Origin of the sequence: Saccharopolyspora hirsuta (assembly GCF_008630535.1) — a bacterium.
Taxonomy (GTDB): domain Bacteria; phylum Actinomycetota; class Actinomycetes; order Mycobacteriales; family Pseudonocardiaceae; genus Saccharopolyspora; species Saccharopolyspora hirsuta.
In genome coordinates this window covers 96,796-113,375 of the sequence record NZ_VWPH01000017.1, presented here as the reverse complement: position 1 = coordinate 113,375, position 16,580 = coordinate 96,796, and the positions used below count along the sequence as shown (strand labels likewise).

Here is a 16,580-nt window from a genome sequence, read left to right as displayed (position 1 = left end):
CGGCCGTTCGTGGAGAACGTGGTGGCCGGGTCCCACCAGCGGCTCGGCGTCGGCCGACGGCTGCTGGCCGCCGACGACGGGCACGTCCACGCGTTCTGCAGCTCCGGGGCGCAGGCTTCCGGCGCTACCTCGAACCCGTCCGCCGCGCGGCAGCGCACCGCCGGTCAGCTGAGCGTCTGCGCGATCCCGGCGAGCAGGCAGGCGAGGCCGAACTCGAAGCGCGACTCCCAGTCGCGGTCGTCGGCCTCCAGGATCCGCCGGTTGAAGTGCGGGAACTCCCCGGTGTCGATCACCTGCCGGACGTACTCGCCCACCGCGCGCTGCCACTCGGCCTCGGTCATCCCGGTGCGGCGCTGCGCCTCCAGCTCGGACAGCTCGGAGGCCACCGAGCCGAGCACGAACGTGGTGACGGAATCCACGACCACGGCGGCCCGGGAGGCGTCGTCGGTCGCCCTGCCCACCACGCCGAGCATGTGGTCGGCCCGCCGGATGACGTCGGGGCCGAGCACTTGGCGCCGCATGCCGTGCTGGGCGAGCCAGGGGTGGCGCAGCAGCGCGGCCCGGAGGCCGCGGCCGAGGGCGGCCAGGTCGGCCAGCCAGTCGTCCGTCTCCGCCGGGGTCTCTATCTCTGCGTACACGGCGTTGGCCATCAGCTCGATCAGCTCGTCCTTGTTGGTGATGTGCCGGTACAGCGAAGTGGTGCCGGACCCCAGCTCGGACGCGATGCGCCGCATGGACAGCGCGTCGAGGCCCTCGGCGTCGGCGAGGGCGATCGCGGCGCGGACGATCTTCTCCTCGGTGAGCGCCGGGCGGGTGCCGCGCTGCCGGTCCCGCATCCACACCAGCGCCGAGGGCTGTGATCGAGCAGGCATGGGAACACTGTACCCGTGGGGTACGATGTTCCCACAACGGGAACAGTGTTCCCACACCGATCGGAGACAGCCATGAACGATCACCCCGTCGTCATCGCAGGTGGCGGCACCGTCGGCCTGGCCACGGCGGTGTTCCTCGGCCACCACGGCGTGCCGTCGTTGGTCCTCGAACGGCGGGACGAGCCGTCGAACCACCCGCGCGCGCTCGGCATCAGTCCGCGCTCGCTGGAGTTCTTCCGCGAAGTCGGCATCCGCGAGGAGGTGGACGCGGTCGCGGTGCGCTCGACCGAGCTGTGGCGGGCCAGCACCCGCACCGTCGCCGAGATCGATCGCCGCGGCGACCGCCGGGAGCCGCACTTCGACCGCACCATCTCGCCGGAGGTGCCCCAGGGGCACTACCCGCAGGACCGGCTGGATTCAGCGCTCCTCCCGGCCGCCCGGGAACGCGGTGCGACCGTCGAGTTCGGCGTCGAGGTCACCGGTGTCGAGCAGGACGACACCGGCGTTTCCGCCGCGCTCTCCGACGGTCGGGTGGTCCGGGCCGACTACCTGGTGGGCGCCGACGGGGCGCGCAGCGCGGTCCGGAACCTGCTGGGCATCAGCACCACCGGGCCGGGCGAGATCGGCGACACCACGGTGAACATCCTGTTCCACGCAGACCTGGTGGGTCACTTCGGCTCGATGCCGGTGATGACGCAGATCAACCACCCGGACGCCCCCGGGATCCTGCTCGGCGTCGGCGAGCGGCGCTGGGTGCTGCACGTGGTGTCGCCGGACGACGAGAACTTCTCCGACGAGCGCTGCGCCACCCTCGTCCGCACCGCCATCGGCGCGGACGTGCCGGTCGAGATCGTCAACGCCCTGCCCTGGCGGGCCAACGTGCGCATGGCCGACGAGTTCCGCTCGGGGCGGGCGTTCCTGGTCGGCGACGCCGCGCGCACGGTCTCCCCGCTGGGCGCGTTCGGCCTGAACACCGGACTGGCCGACGCGCACAACCTGGCGTGGAAGCTGGCCGCGGTGCTGCACGGCCAGGGCGGCGACCGGCTGCTGGACAGCTACCACGAAGAACGCCACGCCGTCGCCGAGTTCGTGACGCAGCAGGCGCTGCTGCGCTGGGAGACCCCGGAACTGCACTGGAACCCGGACGCGGCCGCCGAGCGCGCGGCGGTCGGCATGTGGAGCGCGCCGATGGTCACCATGGGCTACCGCTACGGCTCCAGCGCGCTGATCGACCCGGTGGTCGACGTTCCGTCCACTGAGGACGTCGTGGCGAGCCTGGACGGAGCACCCGGATCCCGGCTGCCGCACCGGTGGCTGGACCCCGACACCTCCACGCTCGACCTCCACGAGTCCCGGTTCGCGGTCCTGACCGGCCCGGACGGCGAGCCGTGGCGCGAAACCGCGCAGCGGGTCGCGGCATCCCGCGGGCTGGACGTCCGCACGGCTCGGCTCGACTCGGACTGGGCGAGCTCGGTGGGGCTCACCGACGGCGGAGCGCTGCTGGTGCGCCCGGACGGCTTCATCGCCTGGCGCACCGACCAGGACGCCGACGATGCGACGCTCGACGAGGTCCTGGCCACCGTGACCGGCCGCTGACCGGAGCCCCGTCGACGCCGGGAGCATGCCGATTCCGCGAGAACTCGACGGTCACGTTCTCGCGGAACTGGCGCTCGGGATCAGGAGGCGGCGAGGAGGGACAGGGCTTCGGGGATCGAGTCGACCACCGGGCGGCCGGTCTGCTCCAGGGCCGCGCGGCTGGTCACGCCGGTGGTCACCAGGACGCAGTTCGTTCCGGCCTGCTCCGCCGCGTGGGCGTCGTCGAGGACGTCACCGATGAGCACCACGTCCCGGGCGTCGAGTTCCTGCGCTTCCAGGTGGCGGCGCAGGTGCTCGGCCTTCGAACCGCCGCCGACCTCCGCGCGCAAGCCGTCGACGCGGGCGAACAACTCGTACAGGCCCCGAGCCGTCACCAGGTCGACGAGCTCGTCGTGGAACCACATGGACAGCAGGGACTGGCTGCGGCCGGTCTTCGCCCAGTCGCGCAAGGCGTTCGGCACGCCCGCCGCCAGCCCGCAGGTGTCCAGCAGCTCGCGGTACGCGTCGTGGTAGAGCACGTCGATGCGGGCCCAGTCCTGCTCGTCCAGCGACCGGCGCAGCAACCGCTCGTAGCACTGCAGCAGCGGTCGGCTGAACACCGCTCGCCACTCGTCGATGTCGATGTGCTCGCGATCGAACTCCGCGCAGACGGTGTTCACCGCCGATACCACGGCGTGGTTGTCGTCCAGGAGAGTTCCGTTCCAGTCCCACACGATGTGCCGAGTGCCAGCGAGAGTCGTCATGGCTCGCGACTCTATGAGCTGGCGGTGACATTCCGGCACCACCGTCCCATTCTGAGAGGCGGCCCACAGCTGGAGATCCCGGCTGGCGTCACCGGCCGCGGAGGAGTTCGAGCACTTCTCCGGTGGGGCGGACGTCGCCGAAGGTGCGGTAGATCGTGTGCAGCGTGGCGTTGTGGTCCTCGTCCCGGCGCGCGGCGTTGGCATCGGCGAGCATGACGACGCGGTAGCCCAAGGCGGCCGCATCTCGGGCGGACGATTCGCAGCACACGTTGGTGACCGTGCCAGCGATCAGCACGGTGTCGATGCCTCGGTGGTCGAGGAGTTCCGGGAGCGGGCACCGCCCGGGGAAGAACGCGCTGGCAGCGGTCTTCTCGACGAGGACGTCCCGGTCGTGGACCTGGAACTCCGGCCAGAGCCGTTCCCGCAACGGCCCGGTGCCGCCGCTTTCGCGGAGCGCGCGGGCGGCCTCGGGGCCGTAGAAGTCCGGGCGGGCAGGTGTTCCCGCTGGCAGGACCCACGCGACTGCGCCGCCGAGGACGCGCAGCGCCGTTGCCAGGCGCGTGATGTTGTCGACGATGCCCAGCGCGTACGGCATCCCGGCGACGAAGAACGGCACCATGTCGATCACGACCAGCGCGGTCCGCTCGGCGACGAGGTTTTCGTAGGCGTGCCGACGACCGCGTCGTTGCTGCTGCCGGGCGTACTCCCGGTCCTCGATCCGCCACGCGTGCGTTCTGGGCGACGAGTTCAACGAACGCTCCCCGAGGTGATCGGTGGGCGAACCGAGCCCGGCGGGCCGCTCCACGAACTTCGCTCAGCGGGCCAGCCGGACCAGAATCCGCTCCGTCACGGGGTTTCGAGGTCCGGGTCCGGCGCCTCGGCTCCGGAGCGCTCGATCTCCTCGCGCACCACGCGGAACGCCAGACCTTCGGAGTAGCCCTTGCGGGCGAGCATCCCGACCAGGCGGCGCATCTTCGCCGCGTGGTCCAGCGAGCTCATCGAGCGGAGCTTGCGCTGCACCAGCTCGCGGGCCCGCTCGGCCTCTGCATCGGAATCCACAGTGGACAACGCGGCTTCCACCAGGTGCTCGTCGATGCCCTTGCGGCGCAGTTCGAAACCCAGCGCCTTGCGGCCCAGGCCCTGCGCGCGCTGCCGCGAGTTCACCCACTCCTCGGCGAAGGAGGCGTCGTCGACCAGGCCCGCGTTGACGAACTTCTGCAGCACGCCGTCGGCGACGTCCTCGTCGATCCCCTTGCGCAGCAGGGCCTGGCGCAGTTCCGAGCGGCTGCGCGCACGCGCCGCCAGGAGCCGGTACACGATGTCGCGCGCCTGCTGCTCGGGGTTGTCGGCCTTGCGCCGCTTCGACTCCGCCGCCTCGCCCTGGGCTGCTTCGTCCGGAGCCCCCGCATCCGGGCGGGCATCGTCGGGGAAGCGGCTCCGCGCACCGCTCCCCCGACGCCTACCACCGTCGTTCATCCGCACCAACGCCGGAGGATCAGAACTCGACCGGGGCCGGTTCGGCGTCCTCGGCGTCCAGCGTCGCGCCGATGCCGAGCTTCTCCTTGATCCGCTTCTCGATCTCGTTGGCGACGTCCGGGTTCTCCCGCATGAACCGGCGGGCGTTCTCCTTGCCCTGGCCCAGCTGGTCGCCCTCGTAGGTGTACCAGGCGCCGGACTTGCGGATGATGCCCTGCTCGACACCCATGTCGATCAGCGAACCCTCGCGGCTGATGCCGACGCCGTAGATGATGTCGAACTCGGCCTGCTTGAACGGCGGCGCGACCTTGTTCTTGACCACCTTCACGCGGGTCCGGTTGCCGACCGCGTCCGAGCCGTCCTTGAGCGTCTCGATCCGCCGCACGTCCAGCCGCACCGAGGAGTAGAACTTCAGCGCCTTGCCACCGGTGGTGGTCTCCGGGGAGCCGAACATCACGCCGACCTTCTCGCGGAGCTGGTTGATGAAGATCGCGGTGGTCTTGGCGTTGTACAGCGCGGAGGTCAGCTTGCGCAGCGCCTGGCTCATCAGCCGGGCCTGCAGACCCACGTGGCTGTCGCCCATCTCGCCCTCGATCTCGGCGCGCGGCACCAGCGCGGCCACCGAGTCGATGACGATGATGTCCAGCGCGCCGGAGCGGATCAGCATGTCCGCGATCTCCAGCGCCTGCTCGCCGGTGTCCGGCTGGGACACCAGCAGCGAGTCGGTGTCCACGCCGATCGCCTTGGCGTACTCGGGGTCCAGCGCGTGCTCGGCGTCGACGAACGCCGCGGTGCCGCCCTGCTTCTGCGCGTTGGCCACCGCGTGCAGCGCGACCGAGGTCTTACCGCTGCTCTCCGGGCCGTAGACCTCCACGATCCGGCCGCGCGGCAGACCGCCGATGCCGAGCGCGACGTCGAGCGAGATGGACCCGGTCGGGATGACCTCGATCGGCGCGCGCGTCTCCTCGCCGAGTCGCATGACCGACCCTTTGCCGAACTGCTTGTCGATCTGGGCGAGCGCCAGCTCCAGCGCCTTGCCCTTGTCCGGTGTCGCTGCTGCCATCGGGGTCCACCTCGGTCGAGTCGTACTTCGTCGTCGTTGTTCGGATCAGACGCTACGGGCAGGGACCGACAATCCGGCCGCGGGGTTCGCCGACCTCGATCCCGTGCCCCACCATCTTAAGCGAACGGATGTTCGATCAACCTCCCGACACGCCAACCGCTTCACCCGGTCGTGTGACAGTGCGATCACCCTGGTCCGGGAGCACACTCGGAGGACCACCCGGCGCTCACCCGGTCGCGACCCGAGGAGGAGGTGCCGACCGTGCGCATGGACCGATACCTTCCGCCGGACCACCCGCTCAGCCGGTTCTACCGCATCGCGGCGGCCATCTTCGGGGCCTGCCTGCTGGCGTTCGGCGTGCTGGGCGTGGCCAACCGGGTACCGCTGTTCACCACCAGCGGCATCGACATCTTCGGGCTGTCCAGCAACGGCCTGCTCGCGGTGGTCTCGATCGCGGTCGGCGCGATCCTGGTCGGCGCCGCCGCCTGGGGCGGTCCGGTCGCCTCCACCACCACGGCCGTGATCGGCGTGCTGTTCTTCCTGTCCGGGCTGATCAACCTCGGCCTGCTCGACACGTCCTGGAACATCTTCGCCTTCAAGCTGCAGAACGTGGTGTTCAGCTTCGTGGTGGGCCTGGTGCTGATGTTCTTCGGGTTCTACGGCCGGGTCAGCGGCGGCCTGCCGCAGGACAACCCCTACGTCCGCTACCGGCACCACGAGCCGCCCGCCGAGGAGGTCCCGGAGCAGCGGCTGGCCGACGAGCGGCGGATCGCCGAGCTCACCCCGCTGGCCAAGGACGAGATCGCGGTGGCCGAGGGGCACCCGACCCCGGAGCAGGCGCGGCGGGTGCGCACCGAGGCCTGGCGGCACATGCAGGAGGAGCGCCGCCGCGCGTACCAGCACTACCTGGACTCCGGGCGCACCCCCGAGCAGCAGATCAGCGCGCAGAACCTGTGGGCCGACTTCGAGACCCCCGAGCAGCCCGGCCGGAAGCCCGAGCCCCGCGGCGACTAGCGGCGTTCGGCGGGCACCTCGAAGGCCTCGCAGACCGCCTGCCAGACCTCCTTGGTCGACAGCCCGGCCTCCAGGGCCTGGTCGACGGTGCGCCCGCCGAGCGACGAGAAGACGTGGTCCTGGGCCAGCATCTCGGCGCGGACCCGACCGAACTCGTCGGCCATGCGTTGGCGGAAAGCTGTGTGGCGCATCGCCCGCCAGCCTACGCGCCGCCAGTACGCTGGTGGTGTGCTGTTCCTGATGCAGGCCGACCCGACGGGGCTGTCCACCCCGCTGGGCAAGGTCGTGATCGCCCTCGGGCTGCTGGCCGCGATCGTGGTCGCGGTGCGGTTCCTGTGGGAGCAGCGCAACCGCCGCCGCTGACGAAGGTCAGGCCAGGCCCGGCTGGACGGTCTTCTCGAACTCGTCGGCCAGGTCGTCGGGCCGCAGGTCCCGGCCGGGGTTGGGCTGCAGCAGCATGCCGACCAGCGGGCGGTCGTCGACGGTGAACACCAGGGTGCCGAAGTCGACGCCGGTGACCGCGCGGTAGCTGCCGGACAGCCCGTTGCCGGTCCAGTCGGCCTCGACCTGGTCGCTGTGCACCCCGTTGAAGGACAGCAGCAGATCGGCCCGCGCCGCGGCCGCCTCCTGCGAGTCCAGCTGCGTGTAGACGATCTGGGTGCCCTCGTTGGGGTTGCCGATCGAGCAGGACACCACGGTGCCGCTGAGCTCCCGCACCCCCGGCATGACCCGCTGCCAGCCGGGCGCGCAGTTGGCCCGCTCCGGCACGGTGCCCGCGAGGTTGCGCAGGCACGCAGTGAAGCCCTTGTCGTCCCGGGGCCCGGGCTGGAAGCACTCGGACGCGCTGGGCGCGGGCGAGCTGCCGCCGACGCGCAGCACGATCGTCACCACGGCGACGAGCACCGCGACGGCGGCGAGGGCGCCCAAGCCGATCAGCAGGTTGCGCCGGGAACCGGATTCGACCGGCGGCTGCGGGACCGGCGGCGGGGCGACCGGGCGGGTGCGCACCGTGTCGGGCTCGCGGTAGCCGAGCTGCGCGGTGGGCGCCGGGCGGATGTCGTTGGTCCACATCGTCGCGCCGTCGCGGGCCACGTGGTGCGCGCCGAACGCGACCGCGGTCTCCGGCTGGTCGAGGGTGGTCGGCACGACCCGCAGCTGCTCCCCGATCAGGCTCGCGACCAGCGGCAACCGGCTGGAGCCGCCCACCAGGTAGATCCCGGCCAGCTGCTCGGGCGCCATGCCGTTGGAGCGCAGCACCGAGGACAGCAGCTCGACGCTGCGCAGCATGGTGGGGCGCACCAGGCCTTCCAGCTCCGCGCGGGTGACCAGCACGTCCTCGAAGGGCTCGGGCATCGGCACCTCGGTCTGCGGGTGCCGGGACAGCGTCTCCTTCGCCGCGCGGACGTCCTCGCGCAGCGCGCGCTGGGCGCGGCGGTCGGCGGTGGTGTCCGGCCGCAGCAGGCGCTGCCAGCGCTGCGGGTCCTTGTTGGAGACCTGCCGCCCGATGTGCTCCAGCAGCGCCTGGTCGACGTCCAGACCGCCGAGGTCGCCCAGGCCGTCCTCGGCCAGCACCGCGAAACCGCTCTGGTTGGCGCCCACGATCGCGCAGTCGAAGGTGCCCGCGCCCAGGTCGTAGACGGCCAGCACCTGGCCCGGGCCGAGCGCCCGGTCCGGGAACGACGCGAAGTGCGCGGCGGCGGCGACCGGTTCGGGCACCAGGACGAGGTTGCAGTTGAACCCGGCCAGCCGCGCCGCGGACAGCAGCACGTTGCGCCGGACCGAGCCCCACTGCGCGGGGTGGGTGAGGCGGACCTCGTCGGGCTGGGCACCGCCGAGCTGGCGGGTGGTCTCCTCGGCGACCCGGTGCAGGACCGCGGCCAGCGCGTCGGTGACCGTGATGACGTGGTCGCCGAGCAGCAGGGTGCTCTCGTCGACGCGGCGCTTCGGGTTCGGCTCGAACCGGGACGGGTCCAGCCGGGCGCGGCGCTCGGCGTCCCGGCCGACGATCAGCCCGCCGTCCTCGGTGGCGAAGACCGCCGAGGGCATCGTCGCCGACCCGTCCAGCTCGATGACGCGCGGTGGCCGGCCGTGCGCGGCCAGCACCGCCACGGTGTTCGAGGTACCGAGATCCACCGACAGGACGCGCACCCGTCCCCCTCCCAGAAAAAGGACCTTCCCGGACGGAATGCTGCCATGCGGGCCTCGGCCGGGAGCACCGATCCCGCGGATCCGGGCTACTTTGGACGGTTCGCGATCCCGCCCGGCGGCGCGCTGTCGGTGCGTTGGTCCAGCATGGAGGGGTGCGCGATGTGCTGGACACCTTCTCCCCCGCGACCCGCGACTGGTTCCGCGGTGCTTTCGCCGCGCCCACCGAGGCGCAGCGCGGGGCGTGGGAGGCCATCGCGGCGGGTGAGCACGCGCTGGTCGTCGCCCCGACCGGATCCGGCAAGACGCTCGCGGCGTTCCTGTCCGCCCTGGACAAGCTGGCCGCCGAAGGCGCACCCGCGGAGGCCAGGCACCGCTGCCGGGTGCTCTACGTCTCGCCGCTGAAGGCGCTGGCCGTCGACGTGGAGCGCAACCTGCGCGCCCCGCTGACCGGCATCCGGCAGGCCGCCCAGCGGCTGGGCAGCGCGCCGCCGGACATCACCGTCGGCATCCGCACCGGGGACACCCCCGCCGACCAGCGGCGATCGTTCAACCGCACGCCCCCGGACGTGCTGGTGACCACCCCGGAGTCGCTGTTCCTGCTGCTGACCTCGGCGGCGCGGGAGTCGCTGCGCGGGGTGGAGACGGTGATCGTCGACGAGGTGCACGCGGTGGCGGGCACCAAGCGCGGGGCGCACCTGGCGCTCTCCCTGGAGCGGCTGGACGAGCTCCTGCCCGCACCGGCGCAGCGCATCGGGTTGTCCGCGACGGTCCGGCCGGTCGAGGAGGTGCGCACCTTCCTCGCCGGGGGCCGACCGGTTCGCGTCGTCCAGCCCGCGCACCCGAAGGAGGTCGAGGTCCGGGTCGAGGTCCCGGTGCCGGACATGGCCGAGCTGGGGACGTCCACCGGCGAGGTCGAGGGCCCCGCGGCGGGCGCCGAGCAGCACACCTCGATCTGGCCGTCGGTGCAGGAGCGGATCCTGGAGCTGATCCGGCAGCACCGCTCGACCATCGTGTTCAGCAACTCCCGGCGGCTGGCCGAGCGGCTGACCGCCGGGATCAACGAGCTCGCCGCCGAGGAACCGGCACCGGCGGCGCGGTTCCCGGCCGAGGCGGTGGGCGGTTCCGGGGTGGCCGCCGGGGCACCGCCGATCATCGCCAAGGCGCACCACGGCTCGATGTCCAAGGAACAGCGCGCCGTGGTCGAGGAGGAGCTCAAGACCGGGAAGCTGGCCTGCGTGGTGGCCACCTCCTCGCTGGAGCTGGGCATCGACATGGGCGCGGTCGACCTGGTGGTCCAGGTGGAGACGCCGCCGAGCGTGGCCTCCGGGCTGCAGCGCATCGGGCGCGGCGGGCACCAGGTCGGCGCGGTGTCGCGCGGGGTGGTGTTCCCGAAGTTCCGGGGCGATCTCATCGGGTGCGCGGTCGTGTCGGAGCGGATGGCCGACGGGCTGATCGAGTCGATCGCCTTCCCCCGCAACCCGCTGGACGTGCTGGCGCAGCACGTGGTGTCGATGGTCGCGATGGACGCCTGGCCGGTGCCGCAGCTGGCCTCCGTGGTGCGGCGGGCCGCCCCGTTCGCCGGGTTGCCCGACTCGGCGCTGAACGCGGTGCTGGACATGCTGGCGGGCCGCTACCCGAGCGAGGAGTTCGGCGAGCTGCGGGCGCGCATCGTCTGGGACCGGGTCAACGACGAGCTGCGCGCGCGGCCCGGGGCGCAGCGGTTGGCGGTCACCTCCGGCGGCACGATCCCCGACCGCGGGCTGTTCGCGGTGACCACGCCGGGCGACGACGCCGCGGGCCGGGGCGGGGTGCGCGTCGGCGAGCTCGACGAGGAGATGGTCTACGAGTCGCGGGTCGGCGACACGTTCCTGCTGGGCACCTCGGCGTGGCGGGTGGAGGACATCACCCACGACCGGGTCGTGGTGACCCCGGCGCCGGGCCAGCCCGCCCGGATGCCGTTCTGGAAGGGCGATTCGCCGGGCCGCCCGCTGGAGCTGGGTCGCGCCCTCGGCGCGTTCGTCCGGGAGCTGACCAGCGCGGACGCGGAGGCTGCGCGGGCGCGGATCGCGGCCGCCGGGCTCGACGAGTGGGCGCAGGACAACCTGCTGTCCTACTTGGACGAGCAGAAGCGGGCCACCCGGCACGTGCCCGACGACCGCACGGTGGTGGTGGAGCGGTTCCGCGACGAGCTGGGCGACTGGCGGCTGGTCGTGCACTCCCCGTTCGGGGCGAAGGTCAACGGCCCGTGGGCGCTGGCGATCGGGGCGCGGATCCGGGAGCGGCGCGGCGTCGAACCGCAGGTGGCCTCCTCCGACGACGGGATCGTGCTGCGGTTGGCCGACGCGCTGGACGACTCCGGAGCGGAGGTGCTGCCGACCGCCGAGGACGTGCTGCTGCCCCCGGAGGAGGTCCAGCAGGTGGTGACCGACGAGGTCGGCGGGTCGGCGCTGTTCGCCGCGCGGTTCCGGGAGTGCGCGGCGCGGGCGCTGCTGCTGCCGCGCCGCGACCCGCGCCGCCGCACGCCGCTGTGGCAGCAGCGGCAGCGGTCGGCGCAGCTGCTGGCGGTGGCGTCGCAGTACGAGCAGTTCCCGATCGTGCTGGAAGCGATGCGGGAGTGCCTGCAGGACGTCTACGACCTGCCGGGGTTGACCGAGCTCATGTCGCAGGTGGCCGCGCGGAAGGTGCGGGTGGTCGAGGTCGAGACCCCGACACCGTCGCCGTTCGCGCGGAGCCTGCTGTTCGGCTACATCGGCATGTTCCTGTACGAGACCGACGCGCCGCTGGCCGAGCGGCGATCGGCGGCGTTGAGCCTGGACTCGACGCTGCTGGCCGAGCTGCTGGGTTCCGAAGCGCTGCGGGAGCTGCTGGATCCGGAGTCCCTAGCGGAGATCGAGCAGCAGCTGCAGCGCCTCACCCCGGATCGGCACGCCCGCGATGCCGAGTCGGCGGTGGACCTGCTGCGCTTCCTCGGCGATCTGTCCACTGAGGAGGCTGAGGCGCGGGGCGTGCAGCCCGGATGGCTCGCCGAGCTCGCCGAGCAGCGGCGCGTGCTCCGAGTGCGCATCGCCGGGCAGGAGCGCTGGATCGCGATCGAGGACGCGGGCCGGGTCCGGGATGCGCTCGGCGTCGCGCTGCCGGTCGGGGTGCCCGAGGTGTTCACCGAACCGGTCGCCGATCCGCTGGGCGATCTGCTGATCCGCTACGCGCGCTGCCGCGGGCCGTTCACCGCCGACGCCGCGGCGCAGCGCTTCGGGCTGGGTGTGGCCGTGGTGCACAGCGTGCTGGACCGGCTGACCGGTGGCGGTCGGCTGGTCCGCGGCGAGCTGCGACCGCTGGAGGCCGGGGGCGGCCGGGCGCTGGAGTACTGCGACGCCGAGGTGCTGCGGCGGTTGCGGCGGGCTTCGCTGGCCCGGTTGCGGGCGGAGGTGGAACCCGTCGAACCGGCCGCGCTGGGGCGGTTCCTGCCCGCCTGGCACGGGATCGGGGCACGGCTGCGCACGGCGCCGACGGTGGACGACGTGTACTCCGCCGTCGAGCAGCTGGCCGGGGTGCCGGTCCCGGCCAGCGGCCTGGAGTCGCTGATCCTGCCCGCGCGGCTGCCCGGCTACTCCCCCGCGCTGCTCGACGAGCTGACCGCGACCGGGGAGGTCACCTGGGTCGGGTCCGGCGCGCTGCCCGGCGGTGACGGCTGGATCGCGCTGGCCCCCACCGACGTCGCCGACCTGCTGCTGCCGGACCTGCCCGAGGAACCGGGCACCGACTCGCCGCTGCACCGGGCCGTGGTGTCCGCATTGGACGGTGGCGCGCTGTTCTTCCGGCAGCTGGCCGACCGGGCAAGTGCGCTGCTGCTGGAGCAGGGCGAGGCCGCGCCCGCGGACGACGCGATCACCGCGGCGCTGTGGGACCTGGTCTGGTCCGGCTCCGTCACCAACGACACGCTCGCGCCGTTGCGGTCCCTGGTGTCCGGGCGCGGCGCGGCGCACAAACCCCGCCGCAGCGCGCCCCGCGGCCGCTATGCGCGGTTGCGCGCGGGACGCCCGTCGATGCCGAGCCGGAGCGGCCCGCCGACCGTCGCCGGGCGGTGGTCGCTGGCGCCGCAGCCGTCGAGCGAACCGACTCGCCGCGCGCACGCCCGCGCCGAAGCGTTCCTGGAGCGGCACGGGGTGCTCACGCGCGGCGCGTTGGACATCGAGCGCGTCACCGGCGGGTTTTCCGCCGTGTACAAGGTGCTTCGGGCGATGGAGGAATCCGGGCGGTGCCGCCGCGGGTACGTCGTCGAAGGGCTCGGGGCGGCGCAGTTCGCGGTCCCCGGGGCGATCGACCGCCTGCGCGCGCTGTCCCGCGACGAGAGCGGCGGCGAGGCCGTGGTGCTGGCCGCCGCCGACCCGGCCCAGCCGTACGGCGGCGCGCTGGAATGGCCTGCTGTGATGGGCGAAACCCGCCACCGACCGGGCCGCAAGGCGGGTGCGCTGGTGGTGCTCGTGTCCGGCGAAGCGGTGTTCTACGTCGAGCGCGGTGGGAAGTCGCTGCTGTCGTTCACCGAGGACGAGTCGGCCTTGCGAGCGGCGGCGGCCGGTCTCGCGCGCGTCGTGCGCGACGGATGGCTGGACCAGCTCTCGGTCCAACGTGCGGACGGCGAAGGCGCATGGGGGTCGCGGCTCGCGGCGGTGCTCACCGAAGCAGGATTCCGCGCCACCCCGAAGGGCCTGCGCCTCCGCGCCTGATCCCCACGGGGCTCCGCCGCGCGAGGGGTGGTGACGCCTGCAGTTTCGATTGGAGTTGCCCACCGCGCAAAGCAACCCCCTATCACCACCGATCACGCAGCGGCGGCCTGCCCGCTTTCCCCGCCCCGCCGCGAGTCCCGGCGGGAACGAGTCCTCACATCTGCGGACGCCCTGAGAGCGGCACGACCAGAGGGGTGGCGGTGATACCCGGGCGGGGTTGACGACGGAAGTCGCGGTTGAGCTGGGGGTTGCTTCGGGTTCAAAGCGGTGGGTGGTTGGCTTGGGTGTGCTGCAATTTCAATCGAAATTGCGTCGTTCTCGACGGAACCTGCGGTGACGACGTGGGCAATTTCAATCGAAATTGCAGTCGTCACCGCCCCTCCGACGGCCGTGGTTTGTGGTGGTGACGTCAGCTCGACACCACGACCACGGATATCGAAACTGCCGTCGCCACCACCCCTCCGACAGCCGTGGTTTGCAGTGGTGACGTCAGCTCGACACCACGACCACGCGTATCGAAACTGCCGTCGCCACCGCCCCTCCGACAGCCGTGGCCTGTAGTGACGACATCAGCTCTACACCACGGCTGCGGGTATCGATTGCAATCGTCACCGCCCCTCGGACGGCCGTGGGTTGTGGTTGTCACGCCGGTCCGGCACCGGGGCGCGGGTGATGTCTGGGGTTGGTCGGCGGGATGCCGTTTCGGGTCGCGGCGCCTGGGATGATTCGGTCGTGAATCCGTTCGAGGTGGCGATGCTGGTCGTTGCGGTCGTGGCAGGGGTGCTGACGCTGTACCGCAAGGTTCGGCGGTACGGCTGGCGGGACGGTTGGCAGTTGTCCGGGCTCGTCGCTGGTTCCCTGCTCGTCGCCGTTCTCGTCTACTTCGCCGCCTACCTGATCACGATCCTGCTCCTCGCCGCGCTCCTCTCCATCGGCTGAGCACCGCGATCCGCCGCTACAGCTCCATGAACGGCTTCGGGTAGGCGAACTCGCCACGGATCGCCGGGTCGTAGGCGGCGAGGGGCCGGACCTGGAAGTGCGAGGCCCACTCCGGCACCTGCGGCGTGATCCCGTACTTCGCCGCCGGTTCGAAGCCGAACTTCGGGTAGTAGTCGAGGTGTCCGAGCAGCACGACCACCGGCTCCCCCAGCGCATCAGCCGCCCCGAGCACCGCGTGCATCAGCGCGGCACCGACGCCGCTGCGCTGGAGATCCGGCAGCACGCCGATCGGTCCCAACGCCAACGCCGGGGTGCCGGCGACGTGGCCGCGGGTGCACACGACGTGACCGACGACCTCCCCGTCCCGCTCCGCGACCATCGACAGCTCGGGCAGCCAGCCGTCGTCCGCGCGCAGCGCGTCGACGAGGCCGACCTCGGCCGGAACGGTGTCCGGCCGGTCCGCGTCGGCGAAGGCCGCTGCGTGCACGGCGCGGATGGCAGCGTGGTCGGCGGGGGTTTCACGTCGGATCAGCACCCGCCCACGCTGCACCGATCGTCCCTGCGGTGCAACCGGTTTTCCGCGCCGCGGTCAGCGGGTGGCGAGCTGCAGCAGCCCCCACAGCTGGGCCACCGCGTCCGGATCACCGCTGATCTCCACCGCGCGGTTCGGCAACCGACCCCACATCCACAGGTAGACCGCCGCCGCGTCCCCGCCCACCACCGCGTCCGGCGTGGTGGCCGCCACGTCGTCCGAGCCGACCACGGCCGTCCCGTGCTGGTCCGCGGTGACCAGCCAGTTGCGCCCGGCCACGTGCACGCCCACCGAGCAGGCGTGGCTCGCCGTGATGCCGAGGGCGTGCAGCCGGTAGCCGAACCACACCCGCAGCACCTCGTCGACGCCGTCGGCCGCCACGTCGGGCTCGATCGCGGTGCGCTCCACGCCCGCAGCGGTCTGCACGTCCACCCGGTGCACCGTGGTGGCGTGCAGCATCCGGCGCAGCCAGAACCGCACCTCGTGCTGCTCCGGCCACCAGGTCGGGCACGGGTCGTGCGGTGGTCGGGCCCCGAACTCCGCCAGCAGCCCGGCCAACCGGACCGCGAACCGGCTGGTCACCTCGCGCAGCTCGGGCCGTTCCGGCAGCTCCCACGGCCGTTCCACCTCCGCGGACCCCAGCCAGCACAACGCGTCCTCGCACAGGTCGCCCAGGTGCCGGATGGTCTGCCCCAGCGTCCGCCCGGAGGCGCTCCACACCGGCGCGTCCGGGTGCGCGTCGTGCGTCGCCGCGATCAGCAGCTGCGCCTCGATGCCGAGCAGGTCCAGCATCCGCCCGTAGTCCAGTCCCACCTCGGTGCCGTTCACCGCGCCACCCCCAACAAGCTTCGTCCGACGATGTCCAGGAATTCCCGGCTGCGCGCCAGCAGGCCGTCGGCGTCGAGCCAGGTGATGGTCGGCGCCCCGGCCTCGGCGGCCGCCCGCCGGTCCGATCGCGCCGCGAAGTAGGCCGCCCACTCCCGCAGCTCCGGGGCGGCCCCGGTTAACAGCGTCCACACGCTGGCCGGTCGCCCCTTCTCGCGCTGCCAGGAGCGGGCCACCACCACCGCCGTGGCCGCGCGCAATGCGGCCACGTGGGCGGCCGCATACCGCTCGCCGGGGCGGTCCGCCTGCTCCGCTTCGTGCAGGCAGGTCCGGGCGTTGAGCAGCAACGACAGCGAACCCGCCGGGGTTTCCGCTTCGGGGGTCGGGCCCTGGTCCTCCACGGAGCTCCGCGGAGCGGGAATCGAGAGATCGGTGGAAAAAGACATCGGCGCTCTCCTCTGCACGACGAAGCCGTCCACGCCCACCAGGGCACCGCGCGCTGCCTCGCGACGACACGTCCTCGGGCAGCAGGTCCGAGGCGGTAGGTCCGGCGGCGGAGTGCTTCCCCCACTCCACCGCCGGACCTCGTGCTCGAACTCAAGTTCGTCGAACTCGCGTTCGAACATCTTCAGATTAGCGCGCCCGGTC

Annotated in this window: 15 protein-coding genes; 5 read left to right on the top strand and 10 right to left on the bottom strand. The window is 72.5% G+C overall.

Going from position 1 to position 16,580, the window contains the following annotated elements:
* Positions 1 to 164: 164 nt before the first annotated feature.
* Entirely contained in the window at positions 165 to 872 is a 708-nt protein-coding gene (locus tag F1721_RS30370) for a TetR/AcrR family transcriptional regulator (RefSeq protein ID WP_211840696.1), read from the bottom strand.
* A 72-nt stretch (positions 873 to 944) separates the two neighbouring features.
* Here F1721_RS30370 and F1721_RS30365 point away from each other — a divergent pair, with 72 nt between their 5' ends.
* Positions 945 to 2,468 (top strand): FAD-dependent monooxygenase, encoded by a 1,524-nt coding sequence (locus F1721_RS30365; RefSeq protein ID WP_150070260.1) that lies wholly within the window; start codon positions 945 to 947, stop codon positions 2,466 to 2,468.
* 80 nt (positions 2,469 to 2,548) lie between these two features.
* Here F1721_RS30365 and F1721_RS30360 read toward each other — a convergent pair whose 3' ends face one another.
* The 4 genes from F1721_RS30360 to recA all read right to left on the bottom strand — a co-directional run bounded on the left by F1721_RS30360 (position 2,549) and on the right by recA (position 5,750).
* On the bottom strand, positions 2,549 to 3,211 hold the full coding sequence (locus F1721_RS30360) for an HAD family hydrolase (protein WP_150070259.1): 663 nt from the start codon (positions 3,209 to 3,211) through the stop codon (positions 2,549 to 2,551).
* An 88-nt stretch (positions 3,212 to 3,299) separates the two neighbouring features.
* Positions 3,300 to 3,962, bottom strand: a complete 663-nt coding sequence (locus F1721_RS30355; protein WP_150070258.1) for a cysteine hydrolase family protein — start codon at positions 3,960 to 3,962, stop codon at positions 3,300 to 3,302.
* Positions 3,963 to 4,057: 95 nt separating this feature from the next.
* Positions 4,058 to 4,687 (bottom strand): regulatory protein RecX, encoded by a 630-nt coding sequence (locus tag F1721_RS30350; RefSeq protein ID WP_150070329.1) that lies wholly within the window; start codon positions 4,685 to 4,687, stop codon positions 4,058 to 4,060.
* Positions 4,688 to 4,706: 19 nt separating this feature from the next.
* The gene (recA, locus tag F1721_RS30345) at positions 4,707 to 5,750 is read right to left on the bottom strand and encodes a recombinase RecA (RefSeq protein WP_150070257.1); all 1,044 of its coding nucleotides are present in this window, start codon (positions 5,748 to 5,750) and stop codon (positions 4,707 to 4,709) included.
* A 267-nt stretch (positions 5,751 to 6,017) separates the two neighbouring features.
* Between recA and F1721_RS30340 the strand changes: the two genes are divergently transcribed.
* On the top strand, positions 6,018 to 6,764 hold the full coding sequence (locus tag F1721_RS30340) for a DUF4383 domain-containing protein (RefSeq protein WP_150070256.1): 747 nt from the start codon (positions 6,018 to 6,020) through the stop codon (positions 6,762 to 6,764).
* On the opposite strand, the gene F1721_RS30335 is transcribed toward F1721_RS30340, so the two are convergent.
* Positions 6,761 to 6,955 (bottom strand): DUF3046 domain-containing protein, encoded by a 195-nt coding sequence (locus tag F1721_RS30335; protein ID WP_150070255.1) that lies wholly within the window; start codon positions 6,953 to 6,955, stop codon positions 6,761 to 6,763. The genes F1721_RS30340 and F1721_RS30335 overlap by 4 nt on opposite strands.
* 37 nt (positions 6,956 to 6,992) lie before the next feature.
* Between F1721_RS30335 and F1721_RS35450 the strand changes: the two genes are divergently transcribed.
* Entirely contained in the window at positions 6,993 to 7,127 is a 135-nt protein-coding gene (locus tag F1721_RS35450) for a hypothetical protein (RefSeq protein ID WP_281288829.1), read from the top strand.
* Positions 7,128 to 7,133: 6 nt separating this feature from the next.
* Here the strand turns inward: F1721_RS35450 and F1721_RS30330 are convergent, their stop codons facing one another.
* A complete protein-coding gene (locus F1721_RS30330) occupies positions 7,134 to 8,912 on the bottom strand; it encodes an Hsp70 family protein (RefSeq protein WP_150070254.1) in 1,779 nt (592 codons plus the stop codon).
* 152 nt (positions 8,913 to 9,064) lie between these two features.
* Between F1721_RS30330 and F1721_RS30325 the strand changes: the two genes are divergently transcribed.
* Both F1721_RS30325 and F1721_RS30320 read left to right on the top strand, forming a co-directional pair.
* Entirely contained in the window at positions 9,065 to 13,636 is a 4,572-nt protein-coding gene (locus F1721_RS30325) for an ATP-dependent helicase (protein WP_150070253.1), read from the top strand.
* A 732-nt stretch (positions 13,637 to 14,368) separates the two neighbouring features.
* Positions 14,369 to 14,575 carry a hypothetical protein gene (locus tag F1721_RS30320; protein ID WP_150070252.1) on the top strand — a complete coding sequence of 69 codons (207 nt, stop codon included), beginning with the start codon at positions 14,369 to 14,371 and terminating at the stop codon, positions 14,573 to 14,575.
* 16 nt (positions 14,576 to 14,591) lie between these two features.
* Here F1721_RS30320 and F1721_RS30315 read toward each other — a convergent pair whose 3' ends face one another.
* Genes F1721_RS30315 through F1721_RS30305 form a run of 3 tightly spaced genes read right to left on the bottom strand, consistent with a single transcriptional unit; the run spans position 14,592 to position 16,378 of the window.
* On the bottom strand, positions 14,592 to 15,110 hold the full coding sequence (locus tag F1721_RS30315) for a GNAT family N-acetyltransferase (protein WP_150070251.1): 519 nt from the start codon (positions 15,108 to 15,110) through the stop codon (positions 14,592 to 14,594).
* 54 nt (positions 15,111 to 15,164) lie between these two features.
* The gene (locus tag F1721_RS30310; RefSeq protein WP_246155398.1) at positions 15,165 to 15,935 is read right to left on the bottom strand and encodes a maleylpyruvate isomerase N-terminal domain-containing protein; all 771 of its coding nucleotides are present in this window, start codon (positions 15,933 to 15,935) and stop codon (positions 15,165 to 15,167) included.
* Entirely contained in the window at positions 15,932 to 16,378 is a 447-nt protein-coding gene (locus tag F1721_RS30305) for an SAV_6107 family HEPN domain-containing protein (RefSeq protein WP_150070250.1), read from the bottom strand. Before F1721_RS30305 ends, F1721_RS30310 begins: the two co-directional genes overlap by 4 nt.
* Positions 16,379 to 16,580: the final 202 nt, after the last annotated feature.